Annotated in this window: 13 protein-coding genes; 3 read left to right on the top strand and 10 right to left on the bottom strand. The window is 71.9% G+C overall.

Annotated features, from left to right (window positions below; genetic code table 11):
* Positions 1-20 precede the first annotated feature (20 nt).
* Positions 21-2,294 carry an ATP-binding protein gene (locus ACSMX9_RS02940; protein ID WP_445399732.1) on the top strand — a complete coding sequence of 758 codons (2,274 nt, stop codon included), beginning with the start codon at positions 21-23 and terminating at the stop codon, positions 2,292-2,294.
* Positions 2,295-2,314: 20 nt separating this feature from the next.
* On the opposite strand, the gene rpsD is transcribed toward ACSMX9_RS02940, so the two are convergent.
* The 5 genes from rpsD to ACSMX9_RS02965 form a co-directional block, all read right to left on the bottom strand.
* Positions 2,315-2,929, bottom strand: a complete 615-nt coding sequence (gene rpsD, locus ACSMX9_RS02945) for a 30S ribosomal protein S4 (protein WP_445399734.1) — start codon at positions 2,927-2,929, stop codon at positions 2,315-2,317.
* Positions 2,930-3,261: 332 nt separating this feature from the next.
* Complete coding sequence (locus ACSMX9_RS02950; RefSeq protein WP_445399736.1) at positions 3,262-4,641, bottom strand: replication-associated recombination protein A; 1,380 nt, start codon at positions 4,639-4,641, stop codon at positions 3,262-3,264.
* Between the two features lie 66 nt (positions 4,642-4,707).
* The gene (locus ACSMX9_RS02955; RefSeq protein ID WP_445402872.1) at positions 4,708-5,349 is read right to left on the bottom strand and encodes a vitamin K epoxide reductase family protein; all 642 of its coding nucleotides are present in this window, start codon (positions 5,347-5,349) and stop codon (positions 4,708-4,710) included.
* A 210-nt stretch (positions 5,350-5,559) separates the two neighbouring features.
* A complete protein-coding gene (gene hisS, locus ACSMX9_RS02960; RefSeq protein WP_445399738.1) occupies positions 5,560-6,822 on the bottom strand; it encodes a histidine--tRNA ligase in 1,263 nt (420 codons plus the stop codon).
* Positions 6,823-6,837: 15 nt separating this feature from the next.
* On the bottom strand, positions 6,838-7,545 hold the full coding sequence (locus tag ACSMX9_RS02965) for an MBL fold metallo-hydrolase (RefSeq protein WP_366117795.1): 708 nt from the start codon (positions 7,543-7,545) through the stop codon (positions 6,838-6,840).
* A gap of 223 nt (positions 7,546-7,768) precedes the next feature.
* Between ACSMX9_RS02965 and ACSMX9_RS02970 the strand changes: the two genes are divergently transcribed.
* Both ACSMX9_RS02970 and ACSMX9_RS02975 read left to right on the top strand, forming a co-directional pair.
* On the top strand, positions 7,769-8,599 hold the full coding sequence (locus ACSMX9_RS02970; protein WP_366117794.1) for a peptidylprolyl isomerase: 831 nt from the start codon (positions 7,769-7,771) through the stop codon (positions 8,597-8,599).
* A gap of 134 nt (positions 8,600-8,733) precedes the next feature.
* On the top strand, positions 8,734-9,963 hold the full coding sequence (locus ACSMX9_RS02975; RefSeq protein WP_351240501.1) for a DUF349 domain-containing protein: 1,230 nt from the start codon (positions 8,734-8,736) through the stop codon (positions 9,961-9,963).
* 87 nt (positions 9,964-10,050) lie between these two features.
* Here ACSMX9_RS02975 and ACSMX9_RS02980 read toward each other — a convergent pair whose 3' ends face one another.
* The 5 genes from ACSMX9_RS02980 to yajC all read right to left on the bottom strand — a co-directional run bounded on the left by ACSMX9_RS02980 (position 10,051) and on the right by yajC (position 16,930).
* Positions 10,051-12,597 (bottom strand): RelA/SpoT family protein, encoded by a 2,547-nt coding sequence (locus ACSMX9_RS02980; RefSeq protein ID WP_445399740.1) that lies wholly within the window; start codon positions 12,595-12,597, stop codon positions 10,051-10,053.
* A 302-nt stretch (positions 12,598-12,899) separates the two neighbouring features.
* Positions 12,900-13,439: an adenine phosphoribosyltransferase gene (locus tag ACSMX9_RS02985; protein ID WP_445399742.1), complete on the bottom strand. Its 540-nt coding sequence runs from the start codon at positions 13,437-13,439 to the stop codon at positions 12,900-12,902.
* Complete coding sequence (secF, locus tag ACSMX9_RS02990) at positions 13,436-14,533, bottom strand: protein translocase subunit SecF (protein WP_445399744.1); 1,098 nt, start codon at positions 14,531-14,533, stop codon at positions 13,436-13,438. Before secF ends, ACSMX9_RS02985 begins: the two co-directional genes overlap by 4 nt.
* Before the next feature lies 1 nt (position 14,534).
* Positions 14,535-16,298: a protein translocase subunit SecD gene (gene secD / locus ACSMX9_RS02995; protein ID WP_445399746.1), complete on the bottom strand. Its 1,764-nt coding sequence runs from the start codon at positions 16,296-16,298 to the stop codon at positions 14,535-14,537.
* 137 nt (positions 16,299-16,435) lie between these two features.
* The gene (gene yajC, locus ACSMX9_RS03000; protein ID WP_351240491.1) at positions 16,436-16,930 is read right to left on the bottom strand and encodes a preprotein translocase subunit YajC; all 495 of its coding nucleotides are present in this window, start codon (positions 16,928-16,930) and stop codon (positions 16,436-16,438) included.
* Positions 16,931-16,984: the final 54 nt, after the last annotated feature.

Consider the following 16,984-nt stretch of genomic DNA (forward strand, 5'->3'; position numbering starts at 1 on the left):
GTGGGTACGCTCCGTTGCTCATGCGACCCACATCGCGGCACGGGCGGCGAACGAACGATTCTGCGCGCAGCGCCCGGGCGCCCCGTGACCTCCCGCTGGAACTGACCGCCCTGGTGGGCCGCGCCCCCGAGCTGACCCTGCTGGGCGAGGCCACGGCGCACTCCCGGCTGGTGACCGTCGTCGGCCCCGGCGGGATCGGCAAGTCACGGCTGGTCGCCCGGGCCGCCGCCACCTGCGCCCTGCCGGACGGGGCTCGCCTGGTGGACCTCGCCCCGCTGGCCGCCGGCGAACTCGTCGAGTACGCGGTGGCCCAGGCCCTGGGCCTGACCGAGCACGCGGTCCGACCGGCCCGCGCGGTGCTGGTGGACCACTTCGCGCCGCAACGGGCCCTCCTGGTCCTGGACGGCTTCGAGCACCTGGTGGACGGCTGCGCCGGGCTCGTCCGCACCTTGTTGCGGGCCGCACCGGGCCTACGGGTGCTCGCCGCCGGGCGGCGCCCCCTCGGGGTGCGGGGCGAGCGGGTGGTCCCGCTCGCCCCGCTGGCGGAGGGCGACGCCGTGGCCCTGTTCGCCGACCGGGCCGGTGCGGTCCTGCCCGGCTTCGCGCTGGACGAGGCCAACGCGGCGGACGTGCGGGAGATCTGCCGCCGGTTGGACGGCATCCCGCTCGCCGTGGAGCTGGCCGCCGGCCGGCTCACCGCGCTGTCCCCGGGGCAGTTGCTGCACCGCCTCGACGACCGGTTCCGGCTGCTGACCGGCGGCGGGCGGGACGCGCTGCCCCGGCACCGGACGCTGCGCACCGCCATCGGGTGGAGCCACGAGTTGTGCACCACGCAGGAGCGGTTGCTGTGGGCACGGCTGTCGGTCTTCTCCGGCACCTTCGACCTGGAGGCCGCGGAGTACGTGTGCGGGGGCGACGGGCTGCCCCCGGACGAAGTGCTCGACGTGCTGAGCGCCTTGCTGGACCAGTCGGTGGTGCACCGCGAGGACGGGCCCTCGGGGGCGCGCTACCGGATGCTGGAGACGGTCCGCGCCTACGGGGCGGACTGGCTGGAGGGCTCCGGGGACACGGCCCGGCTCCGCCGGCGCCACCTGGACTGGTACGCGGCGCTGGCCGCCTGGTGCGAACTGGAGTGGTTCTCCCCGCGGCAGCGGGAGGTCGCCGCCCGGGCCGCGGCGGAGCTGCCCAACGTGCGCGCGGCCCTGGAGCACGCCCTGACCGAACCCGGCGGCACCCCGGTGGCCCTGCACGTCGCGGGCACCCTGTGGTTCTGCTGGGTGGGGTGCGGTCGACTCGCCGAGGGCCGGCACTGGCTCCAACGCGGGCTGGAACTCGACTGCGGCCCCGAGGGGGCCTGCGAGAGCCCGCCGGACGTCCGGCTCAAGGCGCTGTGGGTGCTCGGCCACGTCGCGGCGCTCCAGGGTGACACGGTGGCGGCCCTCGCCGCGCTGCACGAGTGCCGGGAGGAGGCGGAGCGCACCGACGACGCCTTGGCCGTCGCCCACGCCGAACACCGCACCGGGGTGCTGGCGCTGGTCGCCGACGACGCGGAGCGCGCCGAGCGGCTGCTGCGCTCGGCGCTCGACCGCTACCGGGAGATCGGCGAACTGAACAGCAACGTGCTGATGGCCCGGGTGGAACTGGCGACGGCACTGATCTTCCAGCACGATCCGCTCGCCGGAGGGCCCGGGGACCCGGACGGAGGCCGGGACGCGGTGGCGGAGGCCGTGCGGTGGTGCGAGGAGGTGCGCGAGGCGTGCGAGGACCACGGGGAGCGCTGGGCGCTGTCCTACGCGCTGCTGGTGCTCGCCTACGCGGCCTGGTCCGAGGGCGATCCGGCCCGGGCCCGACGGCTGTTGGAGGAGGGCCTGGTCATCGGCCACGCCTTCGGGGACCTGCTGGGCGTCGCCCTGGCCGTCGAACTGCTCGCCCTGGTCACCCTGGACGAGGGCGACCCCGGGGAGGCGGCGGTGCTCCAGGGCGCGGCGGGCGGTCTGTGGCCCTCGGCGGGGCGGCCGTCGTTCGGGCCGGCGTCGCCGAGGGCGGCGCGGGCGCCCCGTGCGCTGGGCGAACGACGCGCCCGCGCCGCCCTCGGCGACGCACGGTACGAGGAGGGCCTGCGGCGGGGCGCGCCGCTCGGCCTGGACGCGGCGGTCCGGCGCGCCCTGGGGCGGGGCGCCGGCCCGGTGCCGGCCCCGCCGGAGTGCCCGCGGGAAGCGGCGGACGCACGAACACCGGGGCCCGTCGCCCCGCCCGCTCCGTGGAGCGGGGAGGCGACGGGCCCCGGTGCGTGACGCGGAGGTCTACGTCCGGATCAGCGGGCGTAGTACTCGACGACGAGCTGCTCGTCGCAGATCACGGGGATCTCCTTGCGCTGCGGGTCCCGGTCGAGGCGGAAGGCCAGGGCCTTCAGGTTGACCTGGAGGTAGCGCGGGGTCTCGCCGTCGGCGGCGTAGCCACCCTCGCGGGAGACCTGGAACAGCGTCTTCTCGCGGGAGCGCTCGCGCACCATCACGACGTCGTCGGGGCGCACGCGGAAGGAGGGCTTGTCGACCTTCTTGCCGTTGACCTCGATGTGGCCGTGGACGACCATCTGGCGGGCCTGGTAGATCGTGCGGGCGATCCCGGAGCGCAGGACCAGCGCGTCGAGGCGCCGCTCCAGCTCGATGATCAGGGCCTCGCCGGTCTTGCCCTGGACCTTGCTGGCGCGGTCGTAGGCGCGGACCAGCTGACGCTCGGAGACGTCGTACTGCGCGCGCAGGCGCTGCTTCTCCAGCAGACGGACCTTGTAGTCCGAGGTCTGCTTGCGACCGCGGCCGTGCTCGCCCGGCGGGTAGGGGCGGGCCTCGAAGTACTTGACGGCCTTGGGGGTCAGCGCGATGCCGAGGGCACGCGACTTCTTGACCTTGGGACGGGACTGGTTCGCCACGAACCAACCTCTCTCACTCTGTACGAATACGGCTTCACCAGGGTTAGGGGAGGTCGCATCCGCAGCCGGGGAAACCCGCCGGACCCGGAGGGTCCTTCGGGCAGCCGCTCCCCTGGTCTGGGCACATACGTGCAGCACGCGAGTGGCCCACCGACCTCCGCAGGGGGGTGGTGGGCTGCCCGCGACACCGTTCGACGGTGCGCGACGCTCCTGGGACCGTCCTCGCGGACGGATCCCGGCTGCCTGTCCCGCTCTGGTGAGCCGACCGGGGTCGGACACGGGACGCAGCGCTCCGGCAAGTTTACCCGGTGTCCGGGGCGCCGGTGACCCGGCTACTGCTCCGGGGCCGGCGGGGCCGGCGGCGGCTCGCCCTTGAGGCGCGCCCGGACCCGCTCCACCACGTCCGCGTAGCGGGCCTCCGCCCCGTAGCGGGTGGGCTGGTAGTAGCGCTTGGCCTCGACGGCCTCCGGGGCGTACTGCTGGGTCGCGATGCCGCCGGGCACGTCGTGCGGGTACACGTACCCCTGGGCGTGGCCGAGCTTGGCCGCGCCCCGGTAGTGGCCGTCCCTCAGGTGCGGCGGGACCGGGCCGGCGAGGCCCGCCCGGACGTCGGCCAGGGCGGCGCCGATGGCGAGCGTCGCGGCGTTGGACTTCGGGGCCAGTGCCAGGGCGATGGTCGCGTGGCTGAGGGTGAGCGCGGCCTCGGGGAAGCCGATGAGCGCCACGGCCTGGGCGGCGGCGACGGCGGTGGGCAGGGCGGTGGGGTCGGCGAGGCCGATGTCCTCGCTGGCGGAGATCATCAGCCGCCGGGCGATGAAGCGGGGATCCTCACCGGCCTCGATCATGCGGGCCAGGTAGTGCAGGGCGGCGTCCACGTCGGAACCGCGGATGGACTTGATGAGGGCGCTGGCCACGTCGTAGTGCTGGTCACCGGCGCGGTCGTAGGTCACCGCGGCCCGGTCGACCGACTCCTCCAGGGTGGTCAGGGTGAGGGCGCCCTCGCCCTTGGCCAGGGCTGCGCCGGCACCCGCCTCCAGGGCGGTCAGGGCCCGACGGGCGTCCCCGCCGGCGATCCGCAGCAGGTGCCCCTCGGCGTCCTCGTCGAGGGTGAGCGCGCCGTCGAGCCCCCGGGCGTCGGCGAGGGCCCGGCGCAGCAGTCCGCGGACGTCGTCGTCGGCCAGCGGCTCCAGGGTGAGCAACAGGGAGCGGGAGAGCAGCGGGGAGATCACCGAGAAGTAGGGGTTCTCGGTGGTGGCGGCGATGAGGGTGATCCAGCGGTTCTCCACGGCGGGCAGCAGGGAGTCCTGCTGCGCCTTGCTGAAGCGGTGGATCTCGTCCAGGAAGAGAACCGTTTCCTTGCCGTAGCCGCCGGTGGCGCGGCGGGCGCCGTCGATGACGGCGCGGACCTCCTTGACGCCCGCGGTGATCGCCGACAGCTCCACGAACCGCTTGTTGGTGGCCTGGGAGACGACGTACGCCAGGGTCGTCTTGCCGGTGCCGGGCGGGCCCCAGAGGATCACCGAGGAGGGCCCCGCGGGGCCGCCACCGCCCTCGCCGACCAGTCGGCGCAGGGGTGCGCCCGGCTTGAGCAGGTGTTGTTGGCCGACGACCTCGTCGAGGCTGCGCGGACGCATGCGCACGGCCAGCGGCCTGCTCGCCGGGTCCCTCTCCTGACGTTCCTCGGCTGCCGCGGTGAAGAGATCGGGTTCCACATCGGGAAGCCTATGTCACGGCACCGACAGCGCGGCCCGTGCCGCCGGCGGCACGGGCCGCGGGGCTCAGCTGGCGTTCCAGAGCTGGTCCTGCCAGCGGGTCAGCACCAGCATGGCGATGATGCCGACGTGCACCAGGGGCAGGACCCAGGTGAACTCCTCCAGGAAGCGCTTCAGCCCGGCCGGCGCCGGCAGGAAGCCGTTGCGCACGTTGAACGAGGTCACGTACCAGAACATCAGGATCGTCGCGACCCAGGCGAGGTTGCACCACAGGCACAGGGCGTTGATCTCGTACAGCGACTGGTAGGTGAGCCAGGCGCAGAAGCCGACGCCGAAGAGCATGCCGGCGTTGAGGGTGAGCCAGTACCAGCGGGGGAAGCGGGCGCCGGCGAGCAGGCCCATACCGACGCAGATGACCATGCCGTAGGTGACCAGCCCCAGCATCGGGTTGGGGAACCCGAAGACGGACGCCTGGTCGCTCTTCATGATGTTGCCGCAGGAGATGATCGGGTTGACGCTGCACCCGGGGACGTAGTCCGGGTCCTCCAGCAACTTGAACTTGTCCAGGGTGATGATCCAGGAAGCCAGCAGGCCGGCGGCGCCCGTGACCACCAGCAGCAAGGCGAGCCCCCGCCCGGCCCCCGCTCTGGTGGTGGGGTCCGGCGAGGGGGAGGGAACCCGGGGTTCTGCCGCCGCTGTCTTGGTCATCTCGGTCATCTCGCCGCTTCCGTCAGTCGAGTCACGGTCCAAGGGCATCGTCATTGTGCCGTACCCGCCTGTGGACGCACCGTTCGCTGCGCATAAGCGTCGTCCGCCGGGCCGGGCGCCGTCGCAGGTGGCCGCGGGCCGGGGACGGGACGAGGGGGTCGAACGGCACCCGGCCGCGCGACCCCCTCGTACGGTTGTGCTCCCCGCGCCTCAGCCGAGCCGGGAGCGGACCCCGTCCACGACGGAATCCAGGGCGATCGGTTCCTGGGCGCCCGACTCCATGTCCTTGAGCTGGACGACGCCCTCGGCCAGGTCCCGCTCCCCCGCGACCAGCGCGAACCGGGCGCCGGAGCGGTGGGCGGACTTCATCGCGGACTTGATGCCCCGGCCGCCGTAGGCGAAGTCGGCCGCGATCCCCGCCCGGCGCAGTTCGGCGACCACCCCGAAGAGCGTCCTGCGGGCCGCCTCGCCGAGCGGGACCGCGTACACGCTGGTGGCGGGCGGGAGGTCGAGGACGATCCCCTCGGCCTCCAGGGCGAGGACCGTCCGGTCCACGCCGAGGGCCCAGCCCACCGAGGGCAGCGCGGGGCCGCCGATCATCTCGGACAGGCCGTCGTAACGACCGCCGCCGCCCACCGCGGACTGGGCGCCGAGGCCGTCGTGGACGAACTCGAAGGTGGTGCGGGTGTAGTAGTCGAGACCGCGCACCAGCCGCGGGTCGTCCTCGAAGGCGACGCCCTGGGCGATCAGCAGCTCGCGCACCTCGGCGTGGTAGGCCCGGCACTCCTCGCACAGGTGGTCCCGCAGCAGCGGGGCGCCCACCAACTGCGCCTGCACCTCGGGACGCTTGTCGTCGAGCACCCGCAGCGGGTTGATCTCGATGCGGCGGCGGGTCTCCTCGTCGAGGTCCAGACCGCGCAGGAAGTCCTGGAGGGCGGCCCGGTAGGCGGGCCGGCAGACGCGGTCGCCGAGCGAGTTGAGCAGGATGCGGAACCGGCTCAGGCCCAGCGACCGGTACGCCTGGTCCGCGAGCACGATCAGCTCCGCGTCCAGGGCCGGGTCCTCGGTGCCGATGGCCTCGGCGCCGACCTGCGAGAAGTGGCGGTAACGGCCCTTCTGGGGGCGCTCGTAGCGGTAGTAGGAGCCGGAGTACCAGAGCTTGACCGGCAGGTTGCCGGCCTTGTGGAGGTTGGCCTCCAGTGCGGCGCGCAAGACGGAGGCGGTGCCCTCGGGGCGCAGCGCGAGTTCGCTGCCGCCCTTGGTGGTGAGGGTGTACATCTCCTTGGTGACGATGTCGGTGGACTCGCCGACGCCGCGGGCGAAGAGTTCGACGTCCTCGAAGCCGGGGGTCTCGACGTAGCCGTAGCCGGAGGCGCGCAGCGGGGCGGCGAGGGCGTCCCGCACGGCGAGGAACGCCGCGCTGGTCGGGGGGATCAGGTCGTACGTGCCCTTGGGGGCGGTGAAGGTGCTCACGGGGTCTTCGTCTCGTCACATTCCTCGTCGGGGAGCCGTGGGGGCTCCCTGGCCGTCGGCCACCTGCCGCAGATGGGGGTTGGTGGCGCGTTCCCGGCCGATGGTGGTCTGGGGACCGTGGCCGGACAGCACCACGGTCGAGTCGTCCAGGGGCAGGCACACCCGGGCCAGGGACCGCAGGATCTCGGGGTGGCTGCCGCCGGGCAGGTCGGTACGTCCGATGGAGCCGGCGAAGAGCAGGTCGCCCGAGAAGAGGACGGACGGGACGTCCGCGGCCTCGGGCATCCGGAAGGTCACCGACCCCCTGGTATGGCCCGGGGCGTGCGCGACGGAGAACTCCAGACCGGCCAACTCCAGCGCCGAGCCGTCGGTCAGCTCCCGCAGGTCGTCGGGCTCCCCCACGGTCAGCTCGCCCATCAGGGGGGCGCCGATGGCCCGGCCGAGCGCCTTCTCGGGGTCGCTCATCATGTACCGGTCCTCGGGGTGGATCCAGGCGGGCACGTCGTGCGCGCCGCACACCGGGACCACCGAGGCGACGTGGTCGATGTGGCCGTGGGTGAGGACGACCGCGACGGGCTTGAGGCGATGCTTGGCGATGGCCTCCTCGACCCCCTGGGCGGCCTGGTGGCCCGGGTCGATGATCACGCACTCCTCGCCCGCGGCGGGGGCCACCAGATAACAATTGGTGCCCCAGGCCCCGGCGGGGAACCCCGCAATGAGCACGATCGTCCTTCGTGTGTCTCGGATCTTCTCGCCGACGCCCCGCACGAACGCGTACGAACGGGAGGCCGTGACGCCCTCCGTCCGGAGGGCTCGACTTCCCCAGAGCCTACCGGCGCTGCCGTTCCCACAGCGAACCCGGATACGGTACGGGGCACATGTGCAAGCGGTCAGGGTCTTGCAGGCGGAGCGACGACCCGGCCACGACAGGAACGGAGACATCCCGTTGGTCAGCCAGGAGCAGCGGCGGCGGCAGCTCGCCCGGGAGAAGTTCTTGCGGCAGCAGCAGCGGCGCGAGGACGCGCGCCGCCGGGGGCGGACGCGCAACGCGGTGATCGCGTCGGCGCTCGCGGTGGTGTTGGCCGGCGGCGCGGTGTCGTACGCGGCGGGCGCCTTCGACGGCGACGACAAGAAGAAGGAGACCGACGCCGCCGCCCCGCCGAGCAAGGGCCCGGACCCGTGCGCCAAGCCGGCCGCGGGCAAGCCGAAGACGGCGACGTACAAGAAGGAGCCGAAGCTCGCGATCGACGAGTCGGCGACCTACACGATGAAGCTGGACACCACCTGCGGTGCCATCGACGTCGAGTTGGACGCGGCGGCGGCGCCCCGCACGGTGAACTCGTTCGACTTCCTGCTGGACAAGGGCTACCTGGACCACACGACGTGCCACCGGCTCACCACCACCGGCATCTACGTGCTCCAGTGCGGCGACCCGCAGGGCACCGGGCAGGGCGGGCCGGGCTACTCGATCCCGGACGAGAACCTGAAGGACAAGCGGCTCAAGGGGAACGTGTACCCGGCGGGCACGGTCGCCATGGCCAACCAGTACAACCCGCAGACGAAGCAGGGCCGGGACACCGGGGGCAGCCAGTTCTTCCTGGTCTACCAGGACAGCCAGCTGCCGCCCGACTACACCCCGTTCGGGACGGTTTCCGCGGAGGGCATGAAGGTCCTCAAGAAGATCGCGGACGCCGGTGCGACGGCCCCCGACCAAATGGGGATGACCAAGCCCAATGCGACGGTGGTCATCAACAAGGCCACGGTCACCTCGTCCTGATCCCCAACTGCACAATTCCGATCGCGCGGGATGCGGACAGCCGCCCCGCCGGTCGCCTAGATTGACCGTGACGAAACTGTGGACGATGTCCGGGGGCCCTTCGGCCCGCGCGGGCATCATGTGGAGGAGGCGCTGTGAGCAGCGACCCGTGGGGCCGCGTCGACGAGACGGGGACCGTGTACGTGCGGACGGCCGAGGGTGAGCAGGTCGTCGGTTCCTGGCAGGCGGGCTCTCCCGAGGAGGCGCTGGCCTACTTCGAGCGCAAGTACGAGGGTCTGGTCGTGGAGATCGGCCTCCTCGAACGTCGGGTGAAGACCACCGACCTGTCGGCCAAGGACGCCCAGACCGCCGTCGACCACCTCCGCGAGCAGGTGGACGCCCACCACGCGGTGGGCGATCTGGACGCGCTCCGCAAGCGGCTCGACGCCCTGGTGGGGACGGTCGAGACGCGTCGTGAGGAACGGCGTGCGGAGCGGGCCAAGCAGTCCGACGAGGCGCGTCACGCCAAGGAGGCCCTGGTCGCCGAGGCGGAGGAGCTGGCGCGCAGCGACCAGTGGCGGTCCGCCGGGGAGCGCCTGCGGGCGCTGGTGGACACCTGGAAGGGGCTGCCGCGGCTCGACCGCAAGTCGGACGACGAGCTGTGGCACCGCTTCTCGCACGCCCGTTCCGCGTTCTCCAAGCGGCGCAAGGCGCACTTCGCGTCCCTGGACGCGCAGCGCGAGGACGCCCGCAAGGCCAAGGAGAAGCTGGTCTCGGAGGCCGAGGCGCTGTCGGGTTCGACGGACTGGGGGCCCACGGCCGCCCGTTACCGCGAGCTGATGGCGGACTGGAAGGCGGCCGGGCGGGCCCAGCGCGAGCACGAGGACGACCTGTGGAACCGCTTCCGCGGCGCCCAGGACGTCTTCTTCGCGGCGCGCAGCGGGGTGTTCGCGGAGCGCGACGCGGAGCAGGCGGAGAACCTGAAGCTGAAGGAGGAGTTGGCCGGGGAGGCCGAGAAGCTCCTCCCGGTGACGGACCTGAAGGCGGCGCGGGCCGCGTTCCGTTCGATCAACGAGCGCTGGGAGGCCATCGGCCACGTGCCGCGGGACGCCCGCGGCCGGGTCGAGGGCCGGATGCACGCCGTGGAGCGGGCCTTCCAGGAGTCGGAGGAGGCCGAGTGGCGGCGGACCAACCCCGAGGCTCGGGCCCGTGCCGCGGGGCTGACCGGCCAGCTCCAGGCCGCCGTGGACAAGCTGCGGACGCAGATCGACGCGGCCCGTGCCCAGGGCAACACCGCCAGGGCCGACAAGCTGGCGCGGGAACTGGAGGGGCGGCAGGCGCTGCTCGACCAGGCGCTCAAGGGCCTCCAGGAGTTCGGGGGCTGACCCAGGTCGCGCCCACGGGAAGGGGGCGGGCCGCACCGGATCGGTGCGGCCCGCCCCCTTTCCGGTGTGCGGGGTGCGGCGGGCCGGTCAGGGCCGCCGGGCGGAGGTGACGCGGTAGACGTCGTAGACGCCCTCCACGCCGCGGACCGCCTTGAGGACGTGGCCCAGGTGCTTGGGGTCGCCCATCTCGAAGGTGAACCGGGAGGTGGCGACCCGGTCGCGGGAGGTCTGGACGGCCGCCGAGAGGATGTTGACGTGCTGGTCCGACAGGACCCGGGTGACGTCGGAGAGCAGTCGGGACCGGTCCAGCGCCTCCACCTGGATGGCGACCAGGAACACCGAGGACTGGGTGGGGGCCCACTCGACGTCCAGGATGCGTTCGGGCTGCTTGGACAGGGACTCGACGTTGACGCAGTCCGCACGGTGCACCGAGACGCCGCTGCCCCGGGTGACGAACCCGATGATCGGGTCGCCGGGGACGGGGGTGCAGCAGCGGGCCAGCTTGACCCAGACGTCCTCGACGCCCTTGACGACCACCCCGGGATCGGCGTTGGAGCGACGCTTGCGGGTCCGCCCGCGGGCCGGCGGGACGCTCTCCGCGATGTCCTCGCTGGCCGCCTCCTCGCCGCCGAGCGCGTGGACGAGCTTCTGGACCACGTTCGCCGCGGCGACGTGACCCTCGCCGATCGCCGCGTACAGCGAGGAGATGTCCGGGTAGCGCATCTCGTGGGCGAGGGTGACCAGGGAGTCGCCGGTGAGGATGCGCTGGATGGGGAGGTTCTGCTTGCGCATCGCGCGGGCGATGGCGTCCTTGCCCTGTTCGATGGCCTCGTCGCGGCGTTCCTTGGAGAACCAGGCACGGATCTTGTTGCGGGCGCGCGGGGACTTCACGAAGCCGAGCCAGTCCCGGGAGGGGCCGGCGCCGGCCGCCTTGGAGGTGAACACCTCCACCAGGTCGCCGTTGTCGAGGGTCGACTCCAACGGGACGAGCCGACCGTTGACCCGGGCCCCTATGGTGCGGTGCCCGACCTCGGTGTGGACGGCGTAGGCGAAGTCGACCGGGGTGGCGCCGGCGGGCAGGGCGATGACGTCGCCCTTGGGCGTGAAGACGAAGACCTCGTTGCGGGAGAGGTCGAAGCGCAGCGACTCCAGGAACTCGCCGGGGTCCTCGGTCTCCTTCTGCCAGTCCAGCAGCTGGCGCAGCCACGCCATGTCGTTGACGGCGGCGCCGTCCTTGCCGGCCTTGCCCGCCGGGCTCTTGGGGGCGTCGGTGCGGACCTTGGAGGCGCCCGCCACCGCCTCCTGCTTGTACTTCCAGTGCGCGGCGATGCCGTACTCGGCGCGGCGGTGCATGTCGAAGGTGCGGATCTGGAGTTCGACGGGCTTGCCGTTGGGGCCGATCACCGTGGTGTGCAGCGACTGGTACATGTTGAACTTGGGCATCGCGATGTAGTCCTTGAAGCGCCCCGGAACCGGGTTCCAGCGCGCGTGGACGGTGCCCAGGGCCGCGTAGCAGTCGCGGACGGTGTCCACCAGGACGCGGATGCCCACCAGGTCGTAGATCTCCGCGAAGTCCCGGCCGCGGACGATCATCTTCTGGTAGACGCTGTAGTAGTGCTTGGGGCGGCCGGTGACCGTGGCCTTGATCCGGGCGGCCCGCAGGTCGGCCTGGACCTCGTCGGTCACTATGGCCAGGTACTCGTCCCGCTTGGGCGCGCGCTCGGCGACCAGGCGGACGATCTCGTCGTACATCTTGGGGTAGAGGATCGCGAAGGCGAGGTCCTCCAGCTCCCACTTGATGGTGTTCATGCCCAGCCGGTGAGCGAGCGGGGCGTAGATCTCCAGGGTCTCGCGGGCCTTCTTCTCCTGCTTCTCCCGCTTGAGGTAGCGCATGGTGCGCATGTTGTGGAGCCGGTCCGCGAGCTTGATGACCAGCACCCGCGGGTCCTTGGCCATCGCGACGACCATCTTGCGGACCGTCTCGGCCTGGGCGGCCTCGCCGAACTTGACCTTGTCCAGCTTGGTGACGCCGTCCACGAGGAGGGCGACGGTGTCCCCGAAGTCCCGGCGCAGGGTGTCCAGCCCGTACTCGGTGTCCTCGACCGTGTCGTGCAGCAGGCCGGCCATCAGGGTCGCCGGGTCCATGCCCAGCTCGGCCAGGATGGTGGTGACGGCCAGCGGGTGCGTGATGTACGGGTCCCCGCTCTTGCGCTTCTGGCCGCGGTGCCAGCGCTCGGCGACCTGGTACGCCTTCTCCAGCTGGCGCAGGGTGGCCGTCTCGGTCTTCGGGTCGTTGCCGCGCACTATCCGCAGCAGCGGTTCCAGGACCGGGTTGTACGGGGTGGAGCGCTGGACGCCCAGCCGGGCGAGGCGGGCCCGGACGCGGTTGGAGGAGGCCGGACGCGCGGGGACCTGCCCCTGGGTGACCCGGGCCGGGACCGAGGAGGCGGCGGCGGGGGCGGGCCGTGCGGGCGCCTTGGGGCGCGAGGGCTCCTCGGCCCGGCCGCCGCGCTTGTCGGCGGGCTTGCCCGGCCGCCCGTCCGGTGCGGGCCTGGCGGGCGCGGTGGTGCGGGCCGCCGCCCGTTCTGCCTGCGGATCGGGCGTGGCGGCGACTGGCTGGGGCTCGTCTGGCAAGTGCGCTCCTCGTGCGCTTCCGGGTCCCCCGGTCAGGTCCCGGAAGGCCCATGGTATCGACCCCGGGCCGGGACCTCCTGTCGTGGTGGGGCCGTCGGGCTCCCGGCCCCGCTCTCGGGGACCGGGCGGGACGGTCGCGGGAGGACCGGGTCCCGGGGGACCTGCGTCGGGGGCGCCGTCCCGGTGGTGCCCGGGAGGGCTTCCGGTGCCCATGGGACATCCTGTGTGGGGTGAACGCAAGAGACGGGCCCGGAATTTCTCCGGGCCCGTCGTTCACTGCCACCGCACGTGCGAGCGCGGTGTCACAGGGTGATCAGCGCCTCCAGCGGGGCGCCGTCCAGGGCGGACTCCAGACGGGCGCGGCCGTTCAGGAAGCCCAGTTCCATCAGCACGACGACGCCCGCGACCTCGGCGCCGGCCCGGTGTATCAGGGACAGCGAGGCCTCCGCCGTGCCGCCGGTGGCGAGGACGTCGTCGATGACCACCACCCGGTCCCCCGGGCTGAGGTCCTCGGCGTGCACCTCGATCTCGGCGGAGCCGTACTCCAGGTCGTAGGACTGGCTGAGGGTCGCTCCGGGAAGCTTGCCCGCCTTGCGGACCGGGATGAAGCCGACCCCGGCGCGCACGGCGGCCGGAGCACCCAGGATGAAGCCCCTGGCCTCCAGCCCGACGACCTTCGTGGCCCCCTGCCGCACGGCGAACGCGGCCAGCGTGTCGGTCAGCTGGGTGAACGCCTCGGGGTCCGCGAGCAGCGGGGTGATGTCCTTGAACACCACTCCCGGCTCCGGGTAGTCGTTGACGTCGCGGATGCGACTGAGCAGCAGATCGCGCACCTCGGTCACCGGCGCTTCCCCGAGGATCGGCCGTGGCCCCGTTGGCTCCGCGGACCGACGACCGCGGGCTGCGTTCCGTCCGGGTCGGCGTCCCGCGCCCCGCCGTCGGAGAACCCGCCGGCTTCGGTTTCGCGCGTGGCCTGGGCCCGCTTGGCGAGCACGCGCTTCTTGAGTGCCTTCATCTGCGGTTCGCGCTCCTTGAAGTCGGCGACCAGTGGCGTGGCGATGAAGATGGACGAGTAGGCGCCGGCCGCGAGGCCGACGAACAGCGAGAGCGAGATGTCGTTCAGCATGCCCGCGCCGAGCACGCCGCCGCCGATGAACAGCAGGCCGGCGACCGGCAGCAGTGCCACGACGGTGGTGTTGATGGAACGCACCAGGGTGCTGTTGATGGACCGGTTGGCGACCTCGCTGTAGGTGAAGCGGGTCTGCTTGGTGAGGTCCTTCGTCTGTTCCTTCAAGGAGTCGAAGACGACCACCGTGTCGTACAGCGAGTAGCCGAGGATCGTCAACAGACCGATGACCGTACCCGGGGTGACCTCGAAGCCGACGAGCGCGTAGACCCCGACGGTGATGGTGAGGTCGTGGATCAGGGCGATCAGGGCGGCCAGCGCCATGCGCCATTCGAAGGCGATGGCCAGGTAGATCACCACGAGGATCATGAACACGCCGAGGCCGGTCCATGCCTTGTTGGCGATCTGCTCGCCCCAACTCGGTCCGACCAGTTCGGCGTTGATGTCCTCCGCCTTGACGCTCAGCTCCTGCGCCAGCAGCGGACGGAGCTGGTCGGCCTTGGCGGTGTCGACGTTGCTGATCTGGATGCGCATGCCGCCGGTGCCGAGTTCCTGCACGATCGCGTCGTGTCCGGCCGCCTCCTCGGCGACCTTCTCCGCCTGCGAGGCGGAGACGCTGGTCTTCGGCGTGGTGAAGACGGCACCGCCCTGGAACTCGATGCCCATGTTCAGCCCGCGCACCGCCAGGCCGACGATCGCCGTGATGGTGATCAGGATGGAGACGCCGTACCAGAAGCGGCGCTTGCCGACGAAGTCGTACCCGACCTCGCCGCGGTACAGCTTGGCGCCCAGTTCGCCGAGTCGCGACATGTCACGCCTCCTTCGGGTCGGTCAGGGGGGCGGAGGGGCGACGGCCGCGGCGGATCGGCGGTGTGATCCCGAGGCGCTTGGGGTCGAAGCCGGACCACGGGTGGCCGTCCGCGAAGAACTTGGTGCGGGCCAGCAGGGTCAGCAGCGGCTTGGTGAAGAAGAACACCACGACCACGTCGAGCAGGGTGGTGAGGCCCAGAGTGAAGGCGAAGCCCTGCACCTTGCCCACGGTGACGACGAAGAGCACCGCGGCGGCCAGGAAGGACACGAAGTCGGAGACCAGGATGGTGCGCCGGGCCCGGGGCCAACCGCGTTCGACGGCCGGCCGCAGCGAGCGGCCCTCGCGGATCTCGTCACGGACCCGTTCGAAGAACACGATGAACGAGTCGGCGGTGATGCCGATGGCGACGATGGCACCGCAGACCGCCGGCAGGTTCAGCGCGAAGCCGATGGCCGGGCCGAGCAGCGCCATGATCACGTAGGTCAGCGCCGCGGAGACCAGCAGCGAGGCGATCGCGACCAGGGACAGACCGCGGTAGTAGACCACCAGGTAGATCACGACGAGCGCCAGACCGATGGCACCCGCGATCAGACCGGCTTCGAGCTGCTCGCCGCCGAGGGCCGCGGTCACCGTGGTGACGCTCTGCTCCTCGAAGGTCAACGGCAGTGCACCGTAGGAGAGCATGTTGGCCAGGTTGGTGGCCTCCTCCTGGGTGAAGCTGCCGGAGATCTGGGCGTTGCCGCCGGTGATCGGGCCGTTCACGGAGGGGGCGGAGGCGATCTCGCCGTCCAGGACGATCGCGAACTGGTTCTGCGGGGCGGCCTTCTTGGAGATCTCGGAGGTGATCGTGCCGAACTGGTCCGAGCCCTTCTTGTCGAAGTCCATCGTCACGATCCAGCCGGAGGCGCCCTGGGTGTCGATGGTGGCCTCGGCGTCGGAGATCTGCTTGCCCTCGACGGCCACCGGACCGAGCGAGTACTTGAACTGGGAGTCCGGGTCACAGGCGACGACGGGGTCCTCGGGCTTCGCGGCCCTGGCCTTGTCGCTGGCGGCGAGGCGGGCTTCCCTGGTCGAGCAGTCGAGCGCTTCGAGCTGCTTGTCCAGACCGGTGGGGGCCGGGGCGGCGGGGGTGGCCGGGGCCGAGGGCTCGGCGGAGGGGCTGGCCGAGGCGCTGGGCGTGGCGTCGGCGGCGAGGGCGCCGGTGAGCGCGCGTCCCTGGTTGGTGGCGCCGTCCGAGGGCTCGGCGGAGCTGCTCGCGGTGGGCGCGGCGCTCTTGTCGTCGTCCTTGCCGTCCTTCTCGTCCTTGCCGCTGGAGGCACTGGGGGACGGGCTGGGCGAGGCACTGCCCGGGTCGGTGATCGGCAGACCGTTCAGCACGGGGCGGAAGGACAGCTTGGCGGTCGTGCCGACCTGCTCGCGCGCCGTCTTCTCGTTGGTACCCCGGGGGATGTTGACGATGATGTTGTCGTTACCCTGGGTCTGGACCTCGGCCTCGGAGACACCGAGGCCGTTCACCCGCCGCTCGATGATGCCGACGGCGGTTTCCATGTTGGTCTTGTTGACCGCGTTCTTCTGACCGGGCTCGCTCTTCGCCTTGAGCGTGATGCTCGTGCCGCCGGCGAGGTCGATCCCGAGTCGCGGAGTGGTGTGCCCCGATAGGAACATCCCCCCGGTGAGCGCCACGATGGCGATCAGGATCAGGACCAGCGTGCGCCCGGGCTTCCCCTGTGCGCTCGGCTTACGGCCCTTCTTGGGTGCTGCCACCTTGTCGTTTCTCCCTCTCCAGCCGCCCCGCGCAGGTCGGGCGCCGACGGCCGGTCACTGGTGTGGAGACCCGCGTGAAGCCAGCACGACCCGGGAACCCCGCACACGAGCGGTGGGGTCGGGGTTCCCGGGCGTGACTACTTCGCGTCGGACTCGCCGTCGGTCTTCTTCGGCTCGGCGTCGGCCTTCTTCGCGGCCTGGTCCGCCGTGCCCTCGGCGGTGTCAGCGTCGCTCGTGCCCGGCTTGGCCAGGTCGATGCGGGGGGAGTCAGCGGCTTCGGTGAGGGAGGATGCGTCGTCGGGGACGACTGCGCCGTCGATCTCCCCGGACTCGTCGTCGTCGGCGAATTCGGGACCGTGGACGAGACGGTTGTACTCGTCGTCGTCGAGGACGGCGCCGATCGCGTTCTTGGCGAAGATCAGGTGGACGCCCGGGGCCGCTTCGAGGAGCACCGTGTCCTCGCTGACCTCCTTGACGGTGGCGTACATGCCGCCGATCGTGCGGACACCAGATCCGGGCTGGATGTTGTCGCGCATCTGGACGGCCTGCTGCTGCTTCTTCTTCGCAGACCGCGTCATCAGGAACATGGCCCCGATGAGCACGATGAACGGGAGGAGGGTCACGAGACTCACGGGTCGGAACTTCCTTCAAGGGACCGCTTGCGATGCGGCCTGGTCATTGGGGGT

Source organism: Streptomyces sp. LE64 (genome assembly GCF_052606915.1).